Below are 23707 nucleotides of genomic sequence, written 5' to 3' on the forward strand. Positions count from 1 at the left end.
TCTACAATATTAGAAATTTCTGATGATCAAATTACTAAATTGGTTTAAAAATAAACTTGAGAAATATCCTCTACAATTTATTGAAGAAGATATATTAAAATCTCTTTTCAAATCAAATGAAGATGGTGAAGAATTATCCTCATTAAAGATTAAAAAAGAATTCAACAATTTGGACGAACTTCAAATTAAACAAGCATTAGAAAGCCTAATTCAACAAGACGACATCTTGATGAATGAAGATAAAATTATCATCAATCAATCAGGAAATAAAAAAGCAATACAATTAATTCGAAAGCATAGAATTTACGAGACTTATTTAGCAGAAAAAACTGGTTTCTCTAAAGAGAATTGGCATAATAAAGCTGAGGAAAAAGAACATCTCCTTTCGAATGAAGAAGTGGATCAAATGGACAAAGAATTAGGTTATCCTAAATTTGATCCTCATGGTGATCCTATTCCAACTAAAGACGGTGTTTTACCCAAATTAAAAGGTAGACCCCTCTCTAAAATTCAACAAAATTCTTTAGTAAAGATCATCCATATTGAAGATGAACCTAAAGAAGTCTACTTAGAATTATTGAAAAAAGATATTCATATCGGTTCATTAATCAGCATCAATACGATTAATAATAAAAAAATCTATACTTCTGAAAGTAGAAATTTTGAATTCTCAGGTGATGAACTAAAAAACATTCAAGTAGTTATTATTGAAACTGCGGAGGTATTACCTAAAAATATCTATCGTCTAACAGATTTAAAAAATGACGAAAAAGCAATCATACATGGTTTATCACAGGAATGTCGAGGTATTAACCGTAGAAGGTTGTTAGATTTAGGTTTTGTAAAAGGATCAAACATTGAAATTAGTATGGTGAGTCCTATGCAAGATCCAAAAGCATACTTGATCAGAAATACTTTGATAGCTTTGAGAAAGGAACAAACAAATATGATTTTAGTCAAAAAAGTGAATCTAGATGAGCAATAATCAAAAAAAGACACCTTGCGATACATGTGGTCAGAATCCTCAAGGTAGACTAAAGAGATTAGGTGTTGAGATAGAAAAAAGTGATTATGTCATCGCCTTGGCAGGGAATCCTAATACAGGAAAAAGTACCGTATTTAATAGCTTAACTGGTCTTAAACAACATACTGGTAACTGGCCAGGTAAAACTGTGGGACGTGCAGAAGGCGGTTATATTTTTGATGGATCAAAATACAAAATGATTGATCTACCAGGAACATATTCATTAATGTCTACCTCTGAAGATGAAGAAATTGCTAGAAACTTTATCCTATTTGGTAAGCCTGATGTAACTATTATTGTTGTTGATGCAGGTCGATTAGAGAGAAATCTTAACCTTGCACTACAAATACTAGAAATTACAGATAAGGCTGTATTATGTGTCAATTTAATTGATGAAGCCAAAAGACATAATATAGAAATAGATACAAGAACCTTATCTAAAGAATTAGGAATACCAGTGGTTGCTACTTCTGCATTAAGAGGTATTGGCATTGCTGATTTACTAAAAACAGTAGATGAGGTAGCAAAGGGTGAAATCAAATGTACACCTCATCGAATCAAAAATGTACCTAAAAAAATAGAAACGGAAGTCAAAAAGATTCAAGATAAAATTGAAAACTTGTATCCTAACCTTCCAAATAGTCGTTGGATTGCCTTTCGTTTGCTTGATGGTGATAGAGATATCATTAAAGCAATTGAAAATGGTGAGTTTATCAATGATAAATAAGTTGACTAATGAATAAAGAAGATCAAATAAATCAATTAATCTCAGAAGCAGCTGAAACTCGTTGGGAAATTGGACAAGAATTTCATGATAAGCTTTCTGAAAGTATCTATTCTAATGCTGCAGAAATTGCAGAAAAAACAGTACTTAAGGATCACGAAAAAGAAAACTTCAATTTAGATAGAGCGATTGATCGTATTGTAACCAGTCCTATTTGGGGGTTCCCTATTATGTTTTTGGTACTTGCGATCGTTTTATGGTTAACAATAGTTGGATCAAATGTTCCTTCAGAATTCTTAGCTTCTATCCTATTAGACAATGTCTACGTTTTCTTAAAAGCACAAGCTGATTTAGTAATGCCTTGGTGGTTATCAGGATTTCTAATTGATGGTGTATTTCTATGTCTAGCGTGGGTTATATCAGTAATGCTGCCTCCTATGGCAATATTCTTTCCTATGTTTACAATCTTAGAAGATTTAGGCTACCTACCAAGAATAGCTTTTAATTTAGATAAACTATTTAGAAAATCGGGTGCACACGGTAAACAAGCACTAACAATGTCTATGGGTTTTGGATGTAATGCTGCTGGAGTTGTAGCTACAAGGATTATTGATTCTCCAAGAGAAAGACTCATTGCCATTATCACTAATAATTTTTCATTATGTAATGGTCGTTGGCCCACACAAATTCTTTTATCGAGTATTTTTATTGGAGCCATTGTTCCTGATGAATATAAAACATTGATTGCTACAGCTGCCGTTATTGGTGTTGCTTTATTAGGAATTGGATTAACTTTTCTAGTTTCCCTTTTCTTATCAAAAACCTTTTTAAAGGGTGAAGTTTCTACTTTTACATTAGAATTACCTCCCTATAGAAAACCACGTATTTTACAGACTATTTATACCTCATTAATTGATAGAACCTTAATAGTTCTTTGGAGAGCATGCGTTTTTGCTGCACCTGCTGGAGCAGTAATTTGGTTAGTTTGTAATATAGATATTGGTGATCAAAGTATCGCCATTTGGATGATTGAAGGAATGGATCAGTTCGGATGGCTAGTAGGTTTAAATGGTGTAATATTACTTGCCTACATCCTTGCTATCCCTGCCAATGAAATTGTGATGCCCACTATTCTTATGTTAACCGTTATGACAACAAGTATTGCAGGTTATGGTGAAGGAAATGGAGTTATGTTTGAACTAGATTCTATGAGCAATACTCATGATGTTTTAGTGGCTGGAGGATGGACTTTTCTGACAGCTATCAACGTAATGATATTTAGTTTGATTCATAATCCTTGTAGTACTACTATCTATACTATTTACAAAGAAACGGCTAGTACTAAATGGACAGCAATTGCTTCTATCCTTCCTGTAATTATGGGATTCTTAGCTTGCTTTTTGATTACGCAAATCGCTAATATTCTATAAGGGTGAAAAAAATATACAGTTAAGCTCTCATTTATGAGGGCTTTTTTTCATTCTCAATAATTAATCTTCTCTTTTTGATTACTTTTATAATCTAAGGTGAAAACAAATTTCTAAGTAAATGACGAACCTGATAAAAGTTGCTGGAGCTGAATTAAATCAGACTCCTTTAGATTGGAATAACAATTTTAAAAATATAAAAAACGCAATAGAAACAGCTAAAGAGCAAAATGTTTCCATATTGTGTTTACCGGAATTATCGATTACTGGCTATGGGTGTGAAGATGCTTTTTATGCTCCTAATACTGAACATCAAGCCTTAAAAATATTAGGCAAGATACTTCCACTTACAAAAGACTTAGTCATCTCAGTGGGTCTTCCACTTAGATTTAAGAATAAACTATACAATACGGTTGCCTTAATAGTTAATCAGAAAATAAAGGGCTTCGTTGCTAAAAAGCATCTTGCAGGAAATGGTATTCATTATGAACCTCGTTGGTTTACTCCTTGGGTTGACGGGGAGTACTCTTCTATTGAATTTGATGATGATTATAAAGCCATATTAGGAAACACCTCATTTCCTTTTGGTGATCTCATTTTCAATGTCAACGGCATTAAAATAGGGTTTGAGATTTGTGAAGACGCTTGGGTAGCTAATCGCCCTGGTAGAACATTATATCACCAAGGAGTTGATATAATATTAAACCCTTCAGCTAGTCACTTTGCTTTTGATAAATTAGATGTTAGAAAAAGATTCGTATTAGAAGGTTCAAGAGCCTTTGGCGTCGGGTATATCTATGCTAATTTATTAGGTAATGAATCTGGACGAGCTATTTATGATGGCGGAGTGATGATTGCGTTATCGGGTAAACTATTATCAATTAGTAAACGATTTGCATTTTATAATTACAAAGTCACTACTGCTACATTTGATTTAGATATCGCTCGACTCGCCCAAATACAAAGTCATACCTCAAACACAGGCTCTGGAGATCATTTAGTTATAACAGATGATTATAGAATACCTAGAACCAATCCCGAAAAACATCAACCTGTAGAGGAAACTTGGGAACATTCTGAACATATTAAAGAGGAAGAATTTGGAAGAGCAGTAGCTTTGGGCCTATTTGACTACATGCGTAAAAGTTTTTCTAAAGGTTTTGTAGTATCATTATCAGGAGGTGCTGATTCTTCATCTATAGTCACGCTCATTCATTTAATGATAAAGATGGGTATCGAAGATTTAAGCCTAGAGGGATTCAAATCTAAACTCTCCTATTTCACTGCGTTATCTGATTGTAAAAATGAAGTTGAATTATGTCAACAGATTTTGACTACAGCTTATCAACCTACAGAAAACAGTGGTGATGTCACATTAAACGCAGCGACCGAATTAGCAAAAGCTGTTGGTGCAACATTTTATAATATTGATGTCAACCCAATGTATAAAGGATATCTAAATGCCATTGAAACTTCTATTGGAAGAAAATTAGGCTGGGATACTGATGATATTACCCTTCAAAATATTCAAGCCAGAGTGCGTGCACCTTCTGTATGGATGCTAGCAAATATTAATGGTGCCTTACTATTATCTACCTCAAATCGATCTGAAGCAGCAGTAGGTTATGCTACAATGGATGGAGACACAAGTGGTGGATTAAGTCCTATTGCTGGTATTGATAAGAACTATCTTAGAAGCTGGTTAAAATGGATGGAAACAAATGGTTTAGATAATAAATGGAGTATTCCTGTTTTGAAATTGGTAAACGATCAGCAACCAACTGCTGAATTACGTCCAAAAGATTCCAAACAAACAGATGAAGCTGATTTAATGCCTTATGACATTTTAGAAGAAATAGAAAAAATGGCTATTCGAGATAAGAAATCTCCTAAAGAATGTCAACTATTCTTATCAGCCAATCATCCTGATACATCAAGAGAAACGATAACTGCTTGGGTGAGAAAATTTTTCCAACTTTGGAGTAGAAATCAATGGAAAAGAGAAAGGTATGCCCCTTCTTTCCATTTAGATGATAAAAATTTAGATCCTAAAACCTGGTGTAGATTCCCTATTCTTTCTGGAGGATTTACCAAAGAGTTAGGTGAGTTATAAAAAAAAGAGGATGTTTCAATAATTGGAACATCCTCTTTTTTTATTTGTAATAAATCTCTAATTACTTGAAGCATCAATAATCAAAAAATTATTCATATTTTCTTTGTAAGACCTCATTCATAATAAATGCATCTTTAATTCTAGAAGGACTTTTGAAAAGAGATGCTGTTTTATTTGCTTTCTTATTAGAGTTTCTCTTTTTAGTAGTTCTATTTAAAATTGAAACCTTCTTCTCTTTTTTGGCAAAGTCATCATTCCAATTATAAGTATCATTTTCATAAGTTCTTCCTGAAATCATAGAAGGACTATATTCTTGTAAATCTGACTCTAATTGCCTTTCAGTTCGTTCTTTATCGAAAGGGTTATTAGCTTTCTTATGTTCTGTAAAAGCTTCATTATCAGACAACATCCCTAACAATTCACCAAAAGAAGATGGCTCTGCATTATTTACTGATTGATTTGAACTATAATGATCTTCCTCGTAATTAAAATTTTGATGAGGCACAATATTTTCATTATTAATAGTCTGATTTGGAGGTGTTTTCTTTTTATCTTTCTTATTTAAAGAAGATAAGTACCAATAAACCACTAGACCGATAACTGATATTAATATTTCCATAAACTAAGTTCCAAAGAAGTTTGCTGTTGTGTTCTTTAATATTTATTCTGTTATAAATATAGCACTTTTTGATAAAAATTATTGGTGATTTTTTTTTGAACTAAGTTTTACTCGTAATTTCGAGTAAATTTATAAACAATTATGACTGACATTATCTTAGCATTAATCGTTATCGTTCTTATTTTTTTACCAATCTTGATTTTTGGCAGAAAGAACAAACAAAATAAAGCGAAAAAGATTGCTGCAAAAAAAATAGAGAAAGACAATTACAACCGTTATATGCGAAGGTTTGATGATCCTTCTTGTTTAAATAAAATGGATATAATATCTACTCAAGTAGCCGGAACTAGATATTCTAATGACGATACAGGAGAAAGTCGACAAGATATATTAAAAAAAACAAAGGTTGGTGAGTTACTAAAACTACTTCCTGATGAATTAAATAGATATGACAACTCAGCAATTAGAGTTATAAAATTAAACGATAAACAGATCGGTTTTTTAGATATGGATTTGTCTATTGAAATAAAATCAAGATTAATAAATCGATCACCTGTAGAGGCAACTATTACCAATATATTTAACAAGAGTGGTAATTTAGAATGTGAAATTGCGCTACAGAGATACAGTCGTAAAATAAAAAAACAATAAAATCAAACAGACAATTAATAATAAAACAAATAATATTTACATGAAAAAGCTATCGTTATCTCTTATCACTTTTTGTGCATTAAGCATATGGGGATGTTCATCAAATAACTCTACTTCTGAACAAAATTCAAATGAGAAAAAAACAGAAGTAGTTAGCGAAAAATCGTATGCCTATGATGCATCTCAAACAATGGTCTCTTTTTCAGCTTTTAAAACAACTGATAAAGTAGCTGTCAGTGGACGTTTTCAAGAATTTGAGGTAAAAACTACTAAAGAAACTGTTTCTAATCCAATTGAAATTTTAGAAGGATTGACATTTGAAATTCCAGTGAATAGTATAGAAACAAACGATAAATCTAGAAATGGTAAAATTGTTGAGCATTTCTTTGGTTCTATGTTGAATACTGCAAATATCACAGGTACAGTTAAAAGTACTGCTAATGGTAAAGCTTTAGTTGATATTGCATTAAATGGTGTTACAAAAGAAGTAGCTTTAAACTTAAAAGTAAGTGAAAACATCATCCTTATCAAAGGTAATATTGATATGAGTGATTGGGATGCTTTAGGAGCAATCAATGCTCTAAATAAAGTATGTGATGATCTTCATAAAGGACCTGATGGCAAAAGTAAATTATGGTCAGATGTAGATTTAGTAATCAAATCTAAATTAGTTACACAATAATTTAGTGTAACATTAAAACACAATAAAAAGTCATACATATAAAATGTATGACTTTTTATTTTTATAAAACAAATCACATTATATACTATTCATCATCAGACACTTGATTCACAATACTTTCTTTATAAAATTTGTTTAAAAACTCTTTGCTTTGTTAAAATAAATCAGATTTTAGATAGTAGTTTATGACATTATGATAGAAAGTGATATTATTATTAACAACACACTATATTTAATAACTAAAACTAAAATCATGGGTAGGTTATCTACTAAAATTCACTTATTAAGAACAAAATCTATTGATCTTTTAGGGAAAGAAACATTTTTCCATTTCACAGTTGCCTTTTGGGTAACGTCACTATTTTCTGCCAATAAATATTTTATTATTGGCATTATCACTACCAGTTTATTTATTGAAATGATCGATTTAGGTAGAGATAAATCAAGTAATAGAATTAAATGTCAAAATTTTCTCAGATATATGACAGCTGATATATTAGGTATATTAGCAGCAATATTAGTTCAATAACAATAAAAGGAAGATTTTCTTCCTTTTTTTAATACTTAAAATTCGCATCGTACTTTTTAAGGAAGTTAGGTTTACCAATTTTCCCTTTAATTGCTGCTGTCCACCTTATACTTATTATCGTAAATGAAAAAAACACAGCCCCTCCTATCACGATTCCCCAATCCCATAAGATATAAGGGTTCCCCATCAAATAATATCTTAAAATACAGATCACAATAGTAAGTAAAAATACCTCTACAAAATACTGTTGAGACCAATAATCTAATCTAAATCTTGCAACAGTTTTTTTATAATCAAATGCTATAAATAGCATCCAAAAACAGTTTAATGCACCAAAAACTGATACAAAAATCCATATTATCAAATGTACATTCATTGTTATTGAGCTTGTAAGATTCACCTCTGTAAATAAATAAGGGAGATCTTTCACAAAGTACCCTTCTTCACCTGTAACGGCATCCAACAAAAAGTGAGTAGAAATCCCAATTAACATAGATATAAATATTTGATACCATTTATAACTTTTCGGGGGGTGATAAAACTGATAAAAGCGTATTGGACTAACAATCTTTAATATTGGTTTTAAATAGAATTTATTGATATAATATAATAAGATGCCTACAGGTAAGTCGTATATAAAAACACCGAGAATAGAATGTCCTACTTTATTACTTACTCTTAGTTCTAAAAAATGCTCAAAATCAGGAACCATACTACCAATTATTAATGCTGATATAGATAACCAATGTGAATATCTAAACATGGGTAATACAGCCATTGGATGTGCTATAGGAATGGGCATATTAGGTTAACTTTTAAATCTTTCTTTATTAAGAAGTTTTTCTCTTTTCTGAAGGGAAATTAAATTTTGGATATAGTAAGACGTACTTATCATTAATACAGAATAAAACAGGGTTCCTCCTAATAAAATTCCCCATCTTAAATATCCTTTGGGCTCCAAAACATCAATACCAATGTATAATAGAAGTATCCATAATAATGTTATTGTAGCTATTCTTAACCAGCTAATCTTCAATTCATAGCCTAATTCTTTTAAAGTAAAGAAAGATTTTATCATCTGAAATAATAGAACCATTAATCCTAGAATGGTCAAAGAATACCAAAGAAAAATGTAAAAAGGCATGCTAAAACCTAAAATTCCATCTACGTTAAAATTTAAAAGAGAAATATGCTGAACAAAATATCCAGATCTTGAAGTCAAACCATCAAAGATGATATGTGTAAAAACACCAATCAAAATAGAAACTAAAACTGATACAAAAGACCGAGTCCTTTTTATTTGCAACTGCTCAGAATAAAAAGCATTAAAAATAAATGGACGTATAATATTTATAAATATATAAAAGGCTATCAACCCTAGAGGTAAATCAAAATAGAATATCCCCCAATTGTGTGACCATATTTCTTACTAATATCTAAAATCAAAAAATGTTCAAAATCAGGAATCACGCTACCTATAATTAAGGCAGTAATCGATAGGTATTTATTCTTTTTCAAGAATAATACAAAAGCAGGGTGAGCAAAAGTTAGAGGCATTGAGAAATATTTTCCTTTCATTTAAACTCTAAAATACTAATTCATTTCGATAGTATTTAAGACAAAATCAATTTTCTTATTCATCTCCCATTCAACAGGAATCCAATGTATCTTAGTTTTCTTCTCCATTCTCCTAAACCATGTCATTTGACGTTTTGAGAATTGTTGAATTGCTTTTAATAAATCATTACGCATATCATCGTAACTTATTTCATTCAAGAGATATGAAGTAACATATCTATATTCTAAGCCGTAAGATTTTAATTTTTCTTGGTCTATTTTTGTCAGAAGCTGTTGTACTTCTTCAATCATTCCTTCTTTTAGCCTTTCATCTAATCGTCTTTCAATTTTTGCCCATCTTGTGTCTCTATCAATATTTATGGCAAAATTAAAAGTATCTAATTTAGGAATATCTACTGCTGTTAGATGAGTTTCTACCTTATTTTTAGTGAAATATTCAATCTCAATTGCTCTTAATAGAGACCTTTCTCTGTGAGCAATACCATCTATATTAATTGTTGATGTCGCATCAACGAGTGTTTTATAGTATTCAATGAGGCTTTCAAGAGATTTACCATCTAATTCTTTTCTCAATTTTTCATTTTTGGGTATCCAAACATCTTCATATCCCTCCAAAGTAACTGCTTCAATATATAAACCTGTACCTCCACTTAATATGGGTTGATTTTTTCTTTGAAGAATCTCTTTTACAGCATCAGAGTATAATTTTTGAAATAGATAAAGATTAAAATCTTGACCTGGATCACAAATATCTATTAAGTGATAAGGAATTTCAGTATCGTTTATCAAATAGTCTTCTAAATCTTTACCCGTTCCTATATCCATTTCTCTAAAAACTTGTCGAGAATCTGCACTTATTACCTCTCCAGACATTTGGTAGGCTAATTTTGTAGCTAAGGAAGTTTTACCGCTAGCTGTAGGGCCAGTTATAACAATTAATGGAGTATTATTTGAAGAATTTTCTTGTGACATACTAATATTCAATATCTATATTCAAAAAAGAATACGAACTTATAATATGGAATTAACCATTTGAATCTTTTTATGAACTAAGTTTTAGTTATAAGCAAAGGTAACACATCCTTGAAGAACACTTACTGAATTAATGTCATTAAAATTGAATATATACTTTTCTAAGTACTCAGTCTTCAATTCATTTATCAATAAGATTAAAAAATTAGTCTTAAATCAAACCAAAAAAGAAGCTGATAGAAATTTTTTCCTTTTTGCTTGTCTTATGACTGCAGGAGGTTTTACTTGGGGTATACTCAGTGTTTATTTTAATTTAACTAAGCCTGGTCTTATACCAATTGGATATGTAATCTTCAGCATTTTTAATATTTATGGTTGGTTAACATCAAAAAGAAAGAATATACACAAAGCACTACAGACTTTCTTATCCATATTATTACCTTTTATATTCCAATTAATGCTAGGCGGTGCTAGATCTACTGGTGTAGTAATGATTTGGTCTTTATTTGCATTAACAGCTACATTAGCCTTTTACAAAGGGAAAGCATTACTTTATTGGTTATTCATCTTTGTCGCATTTTTAGGTATAGTGATCATGGTCGATCATGAAATTGAGTATGTTACTCCAAATCAATTAAAGGATCATCACATATTCAATTTATTATTGATGATTAATTTCTCCATGATATCCTCAATGTTATTTTTCTTATCAAAGTTTTTTGTAGATCAACAACTAAAAACTATGGATGAATTAGTGGAGTCAAATGCTCAATTAGTTGCTGCAGAAGAAGAAGTAAGACAAAATTCGGAGGAAATTTTTGTTATGAATGATACTTTAAAAGACACCAATAAAAAACTTGAAGATGCCTATTTTGAATTAGAAAGAAATAAGAATGATCAAATTGAGTTAATCAATCAATCATTGATTGAAAGTATTGATTATGCAAAACAAATACAAAGTTGTTTTTTACCTCAGTTACAACGATTTAATGAAATAGTTCATGATGGTTTTATCTTTTTTAAACCTCTTGATGCTGTTTCTGGGGACTTCTATTGGTTTTATCAGAAAGAAAATATAATTGTTATAGCTGCAGTTGATTGTACCGGTCACGGCGTTCCCGGTGCATTTATGTCATTATTAGGAGCAGAATCTTTAAACAACATAATTATTGCTAGAGAAATCTACTCCCCCGATTTAATATTAAATGAGTTAGATGTTTTAATCAGAAAAAAATTAAAACAAGAAACCACTAACAATAAAGATGGAATGGATCTAGCTTTAACTGTTTTTGATACAAATGCTAAAACTGTTTCGTTTGCTGGTGCTAAAAATCCATTAGTATACATAGAAGAAAAAGAATTACATGTAATTAAAGGAGATCGACAACCTATCGGGATGTTTCATCCAGATCAAGAACCTAAAAAATTTAATAAACATATCTTTGAATACACTTCTAAAACCTGTTTTTATTTATATTCAGATGGATTTCAAGATCAATTTGGAGGAGAAAAAGGAAAAAAGTTCATGCCCAGAAGACTGAAAGAAACGTTACTTAAACATCACACACTCAGTATGAAGGTTCAAAATAATATGATAGGAAATACTTTTAGTACATGGAAAAAAGATGAGCCTCAAACAGATGATGTATTAGTTATTGGCTTCAAGATTAAATAAATTATTCTTATTTTAGCAGAGTAAAGTACTTTTTGATGATCATTTAATAGTGATCTCTTATTTTTTTATTTAAGCTTACTTTTAATGGCATTCAGAACTTTTAATGTTCTTACATTATTACTTTTAACTACTTTAATCGCTTGTAACAATAGCATATCAAAAGAAAGTTATAATGAAGAGAAGCAAACAATACCTACTCCTGAAGATGAAATAATCTTAGAGTCGAATAAAGATTTAGAAGATATAAAACAAAGAGGCAAACTAATAGCTCTAACTGCTTATAGTTCTACTTCTTATTTTTTATACAAGGGAGAAACAATGGGTTATGAATACGAACTCCTACAGCGTTTAGCTAATGACCTAGATGTTGATTTAAAAGTAGTAATCAAAACTAATACTGATAGTTTAAGATCTGCTCTTTTACGAGGAGAAGGTGATATTATTGCTTATAGCCTTGCAATTACAAAAGACCGTCAAAAAGAAGTAGACTTTACTACTCCTTTAATGCAAGTAAAACAGGTTCTTGTGCAAAGAAAACCTGAAAATTGGAAATCTCTTCCGGTTCATAAAATTGATCAAAAGGTGATAAGGAATGTGATAGATCTTAAAGAAAAAGAAATTCATGTTCGAACCAATACGCCATATCAATTAAGATTAGAAAATCTTGAAAATGAAATTGGTGAGGATATCAATATTGTATTAGAACCTCAAAATATTTCTACTGAGGAATTAATACATAGAGTTGCCGAAGGAAAAATAGATTATACAGTTGCTGATGAGAATATCGCTAAAGTAAACAACACATATTATCCTCATATAGATACCAAAACTGAAATAAGTTTTCCACAAAGAATTGCATGGGCTACAAGAAAACATTCTCCTATGTTGAGAGAAACTGTAAGTCATTGGTTAGATTCCATGAAAAAGACTACAGATTATTATGTGATTTATAATAAGTACTTTAAAAATACTAGAGCTCAACATAAACGATTTGATAGTAAATTCTTTAATACTCTGGAACATAGAGGACTTTTATCTACCTATGATGATATAATTAAAGAACAAGCTGATATAATTGGTTGGGATTGGAGACTGTTAGCATCTTTAGTCTATCAAGAATCAAGATTTGATCCTCACGCTAAATCATGGGTTGGAGCGGTTGGACTAATGCAATTAATGCCTGCAACTGCAAAACAATTTGGTGCACATAATCCAAGAGATCCTCGTCAAAATATAAAAGCAGGAAGAAAATATCTTCAATTTTTAGAGAAGTACTGGGATGAAATTGAAGATGTAGAGGAAAGAAGAAAATTTATTCTCGCCTCTTACAATGCAGGACAAGGACACGTTAAAGATGCACAGAGGTTAGCCAAGAAATTTAAACATAATGAGATGGTATGGAATGGTAATGTAGAAAAGTATATGCTTTTAAAGAGCCATAAACAATATTACCGAGATGAAGTAGTTAAATTTGGTTACGCTAGAGGAAAGGAACCTGTTAATTATGTACAAAGTATTCTAGAACGATATAAGAGATACAAAGAATTAATCAAAATTGAAGAATAAATAAAGAAAGTCATCAAATTCATCTGATGACTTTTTTTTATGATTAGTATCATTTAATGGCTTAAATACTTAACTATAAGTTGTTTAAATCGCAATATATCATGATAAAAATCATACAATTTAACGTAATATTTACACTTTTGTGTTTTTAGGTTTAAAACCTCCTATTTTATTATTATTTTTGTGGAAAATTTGAATATCTGTACTTAAAATATTTATTATGAGAAGTACTTATATCAAATACTAAATATAGACTTCAAGGTCCGAATTTGTCCATATAATATAATGACGTCAAAGCAAAATATAAATTATCAATTCACTAAGGAAGAAATACTTAATGATTTAAGAATGGCCTTAGAGAGTAGACATGCCAGTTTAATAGGTAGAAAAGAAGTTTTCATGGGAAAAGCTAAGTTTGGTATCTTTGGTGACGGTAAAGAAGTCCCTCAGTTAGCAATGGCTAAATTTTTCCAGAATGGTGACTTTAGATCTGGTTATTACCGTGACCAAACATTTATGTTTGCCATAGGTCAATTATCAATTCAAGAATTTTATGCACAATTATATGCTCATACAGATGTAGAAGCTGATCCTTCTAGTGCTGGTAGATGTATGAATGCACACTTTTCAACTAGAAGTTTAAATGATGATGGCTCTTGGAAAAACCTTACTGAACAAAAGAATTCTAGTTCTGATATTTCTTGTACTGCAGGACAGATGCCTCGTTTAGTTGGTTTAGCATATGCTTCAAAATTATATAGAGACAATAAAGAACTCAATACTTCGGATTTAGCGAAGAACTTTTCCATTAATGGTAATGAAGTAGCCTTTGGTACTATTGGTAATGCTTCTTCTGCAGAAGGTATGTTCTTTGAAGCAATTAATGCAGCGGGAGTTTTAAATATTCCAATGATTACATCAATTTGGGATGATGGTTTTGGTATTTCTGTGCCAAATGAATATCAAATGACCAAAAATGACGTATCTGCAGTATTAGCAGGATTCCAAAAAGAGAAGAACACAAACGGCCTAGAGATATTTACAGTCAATGCTTGGGACTACCCTGCCCTTATCAATACTTATAAAAAAGCAGTTGATTTAGCAAGGACGAATCATACACCTTCATTAATTCATGTTAAAGAAGTAACTCAACCACAAGGTCACTCTACTTCAGGTTCTCATGAAAGATATAAATCAGAAGATCGCCTAAAATGGGAAACAGACTATGATTGTATCAAAAAGATGAAAGAGTGGGTACTCGAAGAAGGATACGTTACTCAGGAAGAAATTGATGAAATCGATAAAAATGCTTTAGAAAAAGTAAAATCACAAAGAAAAGCTGCTTGGGATGCCTTTAAACAATCTATGAAAGGTGATCATCAAACTGCTTTAGATTTAATGAAAAGAGCTTGTAACGCAGCTCCTCAAAATAACGAGATTTTAAGATTATCTAAAGAACTTCAAAAAACAATCAACCCAATCCGTAAAGATGCTATTTCTGTTGTCAAAAAGGCATTAAGAGAGCTTCGTTTTGAAAATCTTGAGATTCAAGGTGATATGCGTGATTGGCTAAAGAAAGTAAAAGAAGAGAATCACGAAAGATATAGCAGTTATTTATATAGTGAATCTGAAGAAGCTGCCTTAAAAGTGGAAGGTGTTACACCTGTTTATAATGCCAACTCTCCTATGGTAGATGGTAGAGAAGTAATGCAAGCCACTTTTGATAAAATCTTTGAAAATGATCCAAGAGTTTTTGCTATAGGTGAAGATGTTGGTAAAATTGGTGATGTGAATCAAGGTTTTGCTGGACTTCAAGAAAAATACTCTGAGATCAGAATTACTGATACTGGAATTCGTGAAACTACTATATTAGGTCAAGGCCTTGGAGCAGCATTAAGAGGTTTAAGACCAATTATTGAAATTCAATACCTAGATTATATATACTATGCTATCTCGACTCTAAGTGATGATTTAGCATGTCTTCAATATAGAACTAAAGGTGGTCAGAAAGCACCTGTTATTATTAGAACTAGAGGTCACAGATTAGAAGGTGTATGGCATTCAGGTTCTCCTATTGCCGCTCTACTAAATAGCCTTAGAGGTATTAACTTCTTAGTGCCTAGAAACATGACTCGTGCTGCAGGTTTCTACAATACAATGTTAAAGTCTGATGAACCTGCTTTAATTATTGAGTGTTTAAATGGCTATCGTATTAAAGAAAAGATGCCAGAAAACCTTAAAGATATTTGCACGCCTCTTGGAGTTCCTGAAGTGATCAGACAAGGTACAGACCTTACTATTGTTACTTATGGTTCTATGTGTAGAATTGTTATGGAAGCAGCAGATCATTTGGCCAAAGTAGGTATACAAATAGAAGTGATTGATGTACAGTCTCTACTCCCATTTGATGTGAACCACATGATTGTGGAATCTATTAAGAAAACCAATCGTGTTATATTTGCAGATGAAGATATGCCTGGTGGAACAACTGGATACATGATGCAAAAAGTAATTGATGAGCAAAATGCTTATGACTTTTTGGATTCTAAACCAGTTTGTATTGCAGCACAACCACATCGTCCTGCTTATTCTTCTGATGGAGATTATTTCTCTAAACCTAACACAGAAGACCTTTTCGAAGCAGTATATCAGATAATGAGTGAAGTAGATCCGGTTAAATTCCCTGAGATCTAAACTACATTAATAGTATAATAAAAAAGGTGATGTATAATTTATTCTTCCTAAATAAGAGGATTAAATTATACATCACCTTTTTGCTTTTGATTAAATATGAACTTTACATTTTGAAGAAATGTCGGTAACATATTTGACAAAAGATATAAAAAAGAAATCAAAAAAAAACCACTCTAAGAGTGGCCTGAAAATTATTTGCTGCATTTCGAGGGAGGTCCTCACAAATAATTTTCTTTACAAAGGTATAAAGTTTTTTCATTCTTTTGAGTAAATACCCAAAACCTTCTCTTAAATTTCTATAATGGTTTAATTAAACTTAATCGATTTTATAGGTGATATACCCAAAACAATTGAACTTGGGATCAATAAACCTAAGGATGTAAGTATAACTATCGTCAAATTAATCAAGAAAATAGAATCCCAATGAAAACTAAACGGAACATGATCAAGGTAATAAGTAGAGGCTTCTAATGGTATCAATTTAAATTGTAATTGAATTACTCCAAAGATGAGTGCAACAGCATTCCCTATTACCATTCCTTTTATGGCCATTCTTATTCCATCAAAAATAAATATCTTCTGTAATAAACTATTATTTGCACCTAATGCTTTGAAAGTTCCTATCATAGCAGTTCTCTCCATTATAAGTATTAGCATGATAGAAATAACATTAAAAATAGCGACACTAACTATCACTATAAGAAATATCCAAACATTGTTATAAAGCATATGGAACCAATCAAAGAAATGAGCATATTTATCTTTTACACTTCTCATATGTAGGTGAACATCAACAAAATTTTCATCTATTTCATCTCCAATATTGTCTACTTTATCAAAATCATCGACTATAATTTCCATTCCACCAACCAAAGAATCTCCCCAATTGTTTAGACGTCTAACAAGGTTAATATCACCATAAGCAACCATATCATCAAAATCTTCTAAACCAGTACTGTAAATACCACTTATCTTCATTTTCCTTGCTTTTGGCGGCTTTTGTATGAAGTAAATAATTATATCATCATTCACCTCTAAATGCATCTTCGAGGCTAACGATTTACTGATCATTATTTCTTTTGTACCATTCTTTTCCACCTCAAGTTTTGGAAAACTCCCAGCCACAATCTCTTTATCCCACCTTTCGGTTTTGTACTCTTTTGAAAGACCTTTAATTAGTAAACCAGCAACTTCTTCTTTGGATTTTAATAAACCCCATTTGTGAGCGTAATTATATACGTTCTCAACATGTGGTAGCTCTTCCTTAAATTTATAAAGGTCGGAGTTATTTACGTTCACCGGAGGTTCTTCTTTACTTCTATTCATTGTGAATTTCTCCACATTCAGATGACCTACATGAAGGAAAAGTTTATCTTCAATTCCTTCCTTAAAACCGTAAAAAATAGAAAATGCTAAAATAAGTGCACCAACACCTAAAGCCACACTACCAATGGCAATTTTTGATATTAATTTTGTAAATGAATTATTACGATATGCACTTAATCTCTTGGAGATAAAATAAGGCAAACTATTTCTTCCCTTCATTCCTTATTACCGATGATTAATTATTATCAGAAAAAATACTCGACAATTCTTTATCGATACCTGTCAATTTGTTTTTACACCATTGAATTAAAAACTTAGCTCTTTTGGCTAATTTTGCTAATTCATCTATCGCTACATCTTCATTATCTATCTTATATTGAATTTCTTGAAGTTCTTTGAGCGCTAATTCGTATGTTAAATTATCGTCTTTTTCTGACATCATTTTTTTATACACTTATATTTCCTTCGAATTTAGTCAATTTTATTAACTATACTTTCAATTTTAAAACCTTTACCAACCGTTTCAATCATTTCTCCCTCTTTGACTTCTCCCTCCGTTAAAAGTTTCCCATTATGTAGAGTCATTGTATATCCTTTATTAAGGATCATTTCAGGGTTATTTGTCTCAATATGAATGTCTAATAATTCTAATGAATGTAATGCTTTTTGAATCTTTGATTGAAAACTATTTTTCAACTTTTCTGCAACATTTTTTAATTCATTTTCCTTATTCTGAAATGGATATTTAAATTCTTGTTTTCTTATTTCTAAATGAACCAATTCTTGTTTATTCTTCTCCACTATAGCATCAAAACCTCTTTTCAATAAGTTTAATTGATGATCAGTATTAATATGATTACGCCTTAATATACTTATCGATGTTTCTTGTATAGATTGATATGACTTATCTAATGAATTGATTCTATTTTTAATTAATGTGAGAAAATTTGTTTCTAACCTAAAATCAAATTTCTCAATGGTACGAATAGTATTTGAAATGAATGTATTAAACTTCAATTGAGTTTTTGAAGTCGTCAATTCTAAATTTTTGATTTCAAATTTGACCTTATTATTGATAAGTTTATTTATTGAATCATAATTAAAATTAACTGCTTGTTCGTATTCAAAATTTCTTGAAATGATAAATTGTCCTGCAGATGTAGGTGTTTTTTCCACTCTATAAGCTACAAGGTCAGAGATTGTCTCATCTCTTTCATGACCTATACCTGTTATAACTGGAATTGGACAATGTGCTATCGCCTCTCCTATTTCAAAAGTATCAAAAGCTAAAAGGTCGGTCTTTGCTCCTCCACCTCTAATAATACATATCACATCAAAAAGACTATGATCAATATTTTTAAGTTGATGAATAATAGTTTTAGTAGCATGAATACCTTGCACTTCACTATCAAATAATTGAATATTTATAGAGTAACCAAATTGATTTTGGCTTATTTGCTCGATAAAGTCTTCATAACCTGCAGCTTTAGAAGAAGAAATAACAGCAATATTCTGTAATACAATTGGTAAATTTAAATCCTTTTGCTTTTGAATTAAATTGTTATCAATCAGCTTTTGTATTGCAATTCGTCTTAGTTTTTCTAATTCACCAATAGTGTGGCTTTCATCGAGATCTAAGACATTCAATGACATCCCATATACAGAATGAAAGTGTAAATCTACTTCTATTGTAATTAAAGAACCTTGTCTAATTACTGAATTGAATGTATCTCCTAAACGCCTTTGCAGTACTTTTAGTGTTTGACTCCAAACAGTAACTTGTTGTTTTGCTATAATTTGCTTTTTATCTTTTTCAATGACCTCTAAATACAAATGGCCATGACGAAAAGACAAAGAAGAAATTTCAACTTTCACCCAAAATTGACCACTAACTTCCTTTAATTTATTAGCGATACTTTGGTGTAATTTTGATAGTCGAAATATTCTCTTACCACTCATCGTCCTCCTCTAATTGAAAATTAGTGTAAGCATTTCTAAGTTCTTTTAATGCATGTGCATCACCTACTTTCTGACAAATTTCCAGACCTTTTTCATAGATCTTTTCTGCAGTCTCTTTATCCTCTATTTGGACATAAGCATGTGCTGCATGGTAGTAAGTACCTGTATATTCTTCGTGTCCCTTCAATAAAATATCATAGTATTGAATGGCTTTTTTCCAATTATTATCAGATGCATATTCAGTGGCTAAACCATAAATAACAAAAGCATCATTTGGGTCTTCCTTATAAAACTCGAGAAGTTGATTCAAACGTTGAATATTCATTTTAAAAATTTAAAGGGAAATAAACTGGAAGTAATTGTGTTGCTCCAAAAAGTAATGAAAACAATAATGAAGTTAAAGCCATTTGTTTTAAATATGGATCCAATTCACTTGGTTCTGTTAAACGAGTTACCGCCCAACCATTTTTTCTTAAAAGAGGAAATATAATTACAAATAACCACTGAAGAGGTGATTCATAGTTATAATATACATAGGCTAAACCACAAATCATTGCAGCAAATAATAGGAACCAATGATAAAATACAGCCGCTTTTCTACCTATCCTCACAGGAACAGATTTTTTACCCGCTGCGATATCAGATTCTATATCTCTTATGTTATTTACATTTAAAACTGCTACTGCTAACAAACCACAAGATGTTGCAGGAAGTATTAAAGTCCAGTCCAATTCTCCTACTTGTAGATAATAACTACCAAGTACACCAACCCAACCGAAAAAAATCATAACACTAATATCTCCTAGACCAGCATAACCATAAGGTTTTTTACCTGCTGTATAAGTTATAGCTGCAATAATTGCTAAAATGCCTAAGCCAAGAAAATATAAAAACTCTTCAAAAGATGATATACTTTTATACAAAAGAAATATACCCGATAGTAAAGATAAACCACTAAATATATAGATAGCCGTTTTCATTGCTTGTTTAGAGATTTCTCCTGATTGTACTGCTCTAGAAGGTCCTTTTCTGCCTTCATGGTCTGCACCATTAACAGCATCACCATAATCATTGGCTAGGTTAGACAATATTTGAAGCAATACTGTAGTGAGAATAGTTAAGCCAAAAATGTCAAAACTAAAAAAATCCCCAAGCGTTTTGTATGCCAAAATACTAGCTAATACTATACTTGAAATTGCTAACGGAAGTGTTCGTAATCTAAATGCCTGAATCCAAGCTTTCATAAAAATGTTCTTAATGTCAAAAATCAGACAATAATACTTTCTTTCGATGACTTTTACACATATATTAAGTGTGTTTTAAAATAAACTAACATGAAAAAGAAAAAAATTGTTGTTTTAACAGGAGCTGGTATAAGTGCTGAAAGTGGAATTGCTACTTTTAGAGGTAGTGATGGACTCTGGGAAGGTCACGATATTATGGAAGTAGCATCTCCTGAGGGCTGGCATAAAAACAAAGAATTAGTGCTTGATTTTTATAATAAGAGACGTCGTCAAGGGATAAATGCAGTTCCAAATAATGGACATACTACACTGGTGGAACTTGAAAAAATGTATGATGTTAGCATCATCACTCAAAATGTAGATCACTTACATGAATTGGCTGGTTCGTCTCACGTAACACATTTACACGGAAAACTATTTGAAAGTAGAAGTACACTAGATCCACAACTTATATACCCTATTGATGGAACAGAATTAAATATTGGTGATTTATGCGAAAAAGGAAGTCAATTAAGACCCAATATTGTTTGGTTTGGTGAAGATGTACCTATGATGGACAAAGCAGTAGAAATTACAGAGGAAGCTGATTATTTTGTAATTATTGGTACTTCCCTACAAGTCTATCCTGCTGCAGGCCTAATTCATTATACAAAATCGAATTGTAAATTATTTTTGATAGATCCACACATCCCATCAGGTATAAATAAAAATGAAATTACAGTAATTGAAACATCTGCCACTGAAGGAGTCCCACAATTAATGGATTATTTCATGAAAATAGACTCAAAAGAGTAATTTTTTATACTTTTCTTTGTTTAAGTGTCATCTCTACATTATTATTACAATAGCAAATTAAACTGTGTTTCCCGATTGTATTATTTTCGACTAACTACATTATGAATGATTTATTAATTAACAAAAACAACAAAAACGTTCAGATACCACAAATTACTTTATTGTTTGATGAGAAAAGAGGTAACATTTATGGAGAATCATATCACATTACTGCTTGTCAATTATATAAAGAAGTTACGACATGGATAGATGAGTTCTTTGAGTTTAATCAAGATTTATCACTCACATTTGGTATCACTTATTTTGACACTGCCTCTTCTAAAGGTATTTATGAAGTATTAAATACTTTAAAGAAATGGCAAATGAAAGGTAAAAAAACATCAATTGTTTGGTATATCGCCGATAGTGATGATGATCTACTAGAAGAAATAGATGAATTAGCAGAAAATGCAGGAGTTCATATTTCAACAATTCTATCAGATAAATCGCAATTGATAGCAAGTTAACTTGATTAAAAAGTTTTTAAAATTAAAAAAGAGGCTGTTTCACAAATATGTGAGACAGCCTCTGCTATTTATACTGAAAAGAAATTATTTATTTCTTTAAGTTAATTACTAATATTCTTGCTCCTGGCAAAACATTGTATGCCCCATAAACCTTGTTTGAATTCGCATAATATACATTAGTACCATCAGATTGAACTACTGATGCCGCTTCATTAACAGGTTTATATATTGTTTTACCTCTAGAATTTATACTAACTACTGGAGTAAGAAAAGATTTATCTTTTGAATTTAAAGCCACTTTTTCTTCTCTTGTAATCGGAATATTTGGATCAAAGAATTCTTGAAAAACTAGATCATTATCTTCTTTGATATCTATTTTTTGAACATATATTTCAGATGTATTTTCAATATCATCTATAATATCTTGTGTCTCATTGGTTAAATAATTGAAACTATCAATGCTTTGTGAAAATACATTGCCAATGGTAATTGTTGATAATAGTAATAATAGTAAAGTCCTCATAATCATAACAGTTGTAAAAGTGAATGTTTACATATAGTAACGATTAAGTGAAGTAAAAAGATTCTTAAATCGTTGAAAAAGTTTACTAAATAATGATTATTAACAATACTCTATTACTAAAAACCATTAAAATGTGTCTAATAGTCTTTTCCTGTTCAAAATCACGCATAAAAAAAAGCCCCTATTTTCATAAGGGCTTTATTTTTATATATTTAATTATTTAATCTGATCTAAAACTTCAATATCAAATATTAGAGTAGAATTTGCTGGAATTGGGCCTACACTCCTAGAACCGTATCCTAATTCTGCAGGAATCATTAACATGGCTCTACTACCAATTGTTAAGTTTTGAACTCCTTCATCCCAACCTTTAATCACTCTACCTCTTCCTAATAAAAATTCGAAAGGTTTCTCTCTATCACGAGAACTATCAAATTTCTTTCCGTCCATTAAATATCCGGTATAGTGTACAACTACCATCTTACCCACTTCAGGTTTTACACCATTCCCTTCTTTAATGATCTTAATACCTAGACCAGAGTCTAAAAACTCGTAACCTATTCTATTTTTCTCAACGTTCCATTTTTCAACAGATAATTGAATAAATAATATATCATTAGCAGATAATTTCAACTTCTTATTATTAGCCATTTTTTTAAAAGCCAATACATCATTTACTCTATCAAAATCTAAATCAATTCTTTTTGATTTCTTTTTATTATTGAAATAAAAGTAATTTTTATCTACAACAAATTGAGTACATAGGTTTTCAAATCTCGTATCCTTAAAACAAAAGTCGATATCCTCGTCTTGTGGTAAACATTTATCGCACTGTGCTTTAATATCTAAACTTACAATTGCGAACAAAATGAAAAGTAAATTGATTGTTTTCATCATCTTAAAAAAATTGAACTTATTAATAAGTCAAAGATAAGAAAGGATTTTAAAATACATGATTTACTGTATCAAATGTTCATAAATGAACATCTACAAATAGTTTCACACTAAGATAACAAAACAAGAAACATGTCTTAAGTTACTGATTATCATATTGTTAAATAAACTTAAGATAGAATAAGGATCTATTGGAAAGATTTTAG

The 23707-nt window shown here is 30.8% G+C and carries 24 protein-coding genes; 12 read left to right on the forward strand and 12 right to left on the reverse strand.

The genetic code is table 11. The features are described 5' to 3' along the window. Nucleotides 1–22: 22 nt before the first annotated feature. From NH26_RS04185 to nadE, 4 genes are all read left to right on the forward strand, one after another. Nucleotides 23–985: a metal-dependent transcriptional regulator gene (locus NH26_RS04185; protein ID WP_044222012.1), complete on the forward strand. Its 963-nt coding sequence runs from the start codon at nucleotides 23–25 to the stop codon at nucleotides 983–985. Beyond that, nucleotides 975–1751: a FeoB small GTPase domain-containing protein gene (locus NH26_RS25635; RefSeq protein WP_044222014.1), complete on the forward strand. Its 777-nt coding sequence runs from the start codon at nucleotides 975–977 to the stop codon at nucleotides 1749–1751. Before NH26_RS04185 ends, NH26_RS25635 begins: the two co-directional genes overlap by 11 nt. 8 nt (nucleotides 1752–1759) lie before the next feature. Then, on the forward strand, nucleotides 1760–3178 hold the full coding sequence (locus NH26_RS25640; RefSeq protein ID WP_044222017.1) for a nucleoside recognition domain-containing protein: 1419 nt from the start codon (nucleotides 1760–1762) through the stop codon (nucleotides 3176–3178). A gap of 118 nt (nucleotides 3179–3296) precedes the next feature. Then, entirely contained in the window at nucleotides 3297–5288 is a 1992-nt protein-coding gene (nadE, locus tag NH26_RS04200; protein WP_044222020.1) for an NAD(+) synthase, read from the forward strand. 88 nt (nucleotides 5289–5376) lie between these two features. Here the strand turns inward: nadE and NH26_RS04205 are convergent, their stop codons facing one another. Continuing rightward, nucleotides 5377–5907, reverse strand: a complete 531-nt coding sequence (locus NH26_RS04205; RefSeq protein ID WP_044222024.1) for a hypothetical protein — start codon at nucleotides 5905–5907, stop codon at nucleotides 5377–5379. 141 nt (nucleotides 5908–6048) lie between these two features. Between NH26_RS04205 and NH26_RS04210 the strand changes: the two genes are divergently transcribed. The 3 genes from NH26_RS04210 to NH26_RS04220 all read left to right on the forward strand — a co-directional run bounded on the left by NH26_RS04210 (nucleotide 6049) and on the right by NH26_RS04220 (nucleotide 7769). Continuing rightward, the gene (locus NH26_RS04210; RefSeq protein ID WP_044222027.1) at nucleotides 6049–6558 is read left to right on the forward strand and encodes an HIRAN domain-containing protein; all 510 of its coding nucleotides are present in this window, start codon (nucleotides 6049–6051) and stop codon (nucleotides 6556–6558) included. A gap of 40 nt (nucleotides 6559–6598) precedes the next feature. Next, nucleotides 6599–7240, forward strand: a complete 642-nt coding sequence (locus NH26_RS04215) for a YceI family protein (RefSeq protein WP_044222028.1) — start codon at nucleotides 6599–6601, stop codon at nucleotides 7238–7240. A gap of 253 nt (nucleotides 7241–7493) precedes the next feature. Further along, nucleotides 7494–7769, forward strand: coding sequence for a hypothetical protein (locus NH26_RS04220; protein WP_139262853.1), 276 nt, complete (start codon nucleotides 7494–7496; stop codon nucleotides 7767–7769). 28 nt (nucleotides 7770–7797) lie between these two features. Here the strand turns inward: NH26_RS04220 and NH26_RS04225 are convergent, their stop codons facing one another. From NH26_RS04225 to miaA, 4 genes are read right to left on the reverse strand one after another with little or no spacing between them, the layout of a single operon-like run. Then, the gene (locus tag NH26_RS04225; RefSeq protein ID WP_044222034.1) at nucleotides 7798–8571 is read right to left on the reverse strand and encodes a DUF4184 family protein; all 774 of its coding nucleotides are present in this window, start codon (nucleotides 8569–8571) and stop codon (nucleotides 7798–7800) included. A gap of 6 nt (nucleotides 8572–8577) precedes the next feature. Further along, nucleotides 8578–9144 carry a DUF4184 family protein gene (locus NH26_RS04230; protein ID WP_242427298.1) on the reverse strand — a complete coding sequence of 189 codons (567 nt, stop codon included), beginning with the start codon at nucleotides 9142–9144 and terminating at the stop codon, nucleotides 8578–8580. A gap of 2 nt (nucleotides 9145–9146) precedes the next feature. Next, nucleotides 9147–9347 (reverse strand): DUF4184 family protein, encoded by a 201-nt coding sequence (locus NH26_RS04235; protein WP_052431940.1) that lies wholly within the window; start codon nucleotides 9345–9347, stop codon nucleotides 9147–9149. Between the two features lie 15 nt (nucleotides 9348–9362). After that, a complete protein-coding gene (gene miaA, locus NH26_RS04240; protein WP_044222037.1) occupies nucleotides 9363–10319 on the reverse strand; it encodes a tRNA (adenosine(37)-N6)-dimethylallyltransferase MiaA in 957 nt (318 codons plus the stop codon). A 145-nt stretch (nucleotides 10320–10464) separates the two neighbouring features. On the opposite strand from miaA, the gene NH26_RS04245 reads away from it, so the two are divergent. From NH26_RS04245 to NH26_RS04255, 3 genes are all read left to right on the forward strand, one after another. Next, the gene (locus tag NH26_RS04245; RefSeq protein WP_158021881.1) at nucleotides 10465–11994 is read left to right on the forward strand and encodes a PP2C family protein-serine/threonine phosphatase; all 1530 of its coding nucleotides are present in this window, start codon (nucleotides 10465–10467) and stop codon (nucleotides 11992–11994) included. An 84-nt stretch (nucleotides 11995–12078) separates the two neighbouring features. Further along, entirely contained in the window at nucleotides 12079–13560 is a 1482-nt protein-coding gene (locus NH26_RS04250) for an MltF family protein (protein ID WP_052431941.1), read from the forward strand. Between the two features lie 285 nt (nucleotides 13561–13845). Further along, complete coding sequence (locus NH26_RS04255) at nucleotides 13846–16254, forward strand: alpha-ketoacid dehydrogenase subunit alpha/beta (RefSeq protein WP_044222043.1); 2409 nt, start codon at nucleotides 13846–13848, stop codon at nucleotides 16252–16254. Between the two features lie 306 nt (nucleotides 16255–16560). Here NH26_RS04255 and NH26_RS04260 read toward each other — a convergent pair whose 3' ends face one another. Genes NH26_RS04260 through NH26_RS04280 form a run of 5 tightly spaced genes read right to left on the reverse strand, consistent with a single transcriptional unit; the run spans nucleotide 16561 to nucleotide 20783 of the window. After that, nucleotides 16561–17799 (reverse strand): ABC transporter permease, encoded by a 1239-nt coding sequence (locus tag NH26_RS04260; protein ID WP_044222046.1) that lies wholly within the window; start codon nucleotides 17797–17799, stop codon nucleotides 16561–16563. 16 nt (nucleotides 17800–17815) lie between these two features. Next, complete coding sequence (gene xseB / locus NH26_RS04265; protein WP_044222541.1) at nucleotides 17816–18019, reverse strand: exodeoxyribonuclease VII small subunit; 204 nt, start codon at nucleotides 18017–18019, stop codon at nucleotides 17816–17818. A 32-nt stretch (nucleotides 18020–18051) separates the two neighbouring features. Next, nucleotides 18052–19539: an exodeoxyribonuclease VII large subunit gene (gene xseA, locus NH26_RS04270; RefSeq protein WP_044222049.1), complete on the reverse strand. Its 1488-nt coding sequence runs from the start codon at nucleotides 19537–19539 to the stop codon at nucleotides 18052–18054. After that, nucleotides 19529–19864 (reverse strand): tetratricopeptide repeat protein, encoded by a 336-nt coding sequence (locus tag NH26_RS04275; protein ID WP_044222052.1) that lies wholly within the window; start codon nucleotides 19862–19864, stop codon nucleotides 19529–19531. The genes xseA and NH26_RS04275 overlap by 11 nt, the downstream gene beginning before the upstream one ends. Before the next feature lies 1 nt (nucleotide 19865). Beyond that, nucleotides 19866–20783 (reverse strand): 1,4-dihydroxy-2-naphthoate polyprenyltransferase, encoded by a 918-nt coding sequence (locus NH26_RS04280; protein ID WP_044222054.1) that lies wholly within the window; start codon nucleotides 20781–20783, stop codon nucleotides 19866–19868. Nucleotides 20784–20873: 90 nt separating this feature from the next. Between NH26_RS04280 and NH26_RS04285 the strand changes: the two genes are divergently transcribed. Both NH26_RS04285 and NH26_RS04290 read left to right on the forward strand, forming a co-directional pair. Continuing rightward, complete coding sequence (locus tag NH26_RS04285) at nucleotides 20874–21578, forward strand: SIR2 family NAD-dependent protein deacylase (protein WP_044222057.1); 705 nt, start codon at nucleotides 20874–20876, stop codon at nucleotides 21576–21578. A gap of 101 nt (nucleotides 21579–21679) precedes the next feature. Next, a complete protein-coding gene (locus tag NH26_RS04290) occupies nucleotides 21680–22084 on the forward strand; it encodes a SiaC family regulatory phosphoprotein (RefSeq protein ID WP_044222060.1) in 405 nt (134 codons plus the stop codon). A gap of 88 nt (nucleotides 22085–22172) precedes the next feature. Here the strand turns inward: NH26_RS04290 and NH26_RS04295 are convergent, their stop codons facing one another. Continuing rightward, entirely contained in the window at nucleotides 22173–22607 is a 435-nt protein-coding gene (locus tag NH26_RS04295) for a hypothetical protein (RefSeq protein WP_071397083.1), read from the reverse strand. Between the two features lie 216 nt (nucleotides 22608–22823). After that, on the reverse strand, nucleotides 22824–23501 hold the full coding sequence (locus tag NH26_RS25725; protein WP_242427299.1) for an FKBP-type peptidyl-prolyl cis-trans isomerase: 678 nt from the start codon (nucleotides 23499–23501) through the stop codon (nucleotides 22824–22826). Between the last annotated feature and the right edge of the window lie 206 nt (nucleotides 23502–23707).

The organism is Flammeovirga pacifica (genome assembly GCF_000807855.2).
GTDB lineage: Bacteria > Bacteroidota > Bacteroidia > Cytophagales > Flammeovirgaceae > Flammeovirga > Flammeovirga pacifica.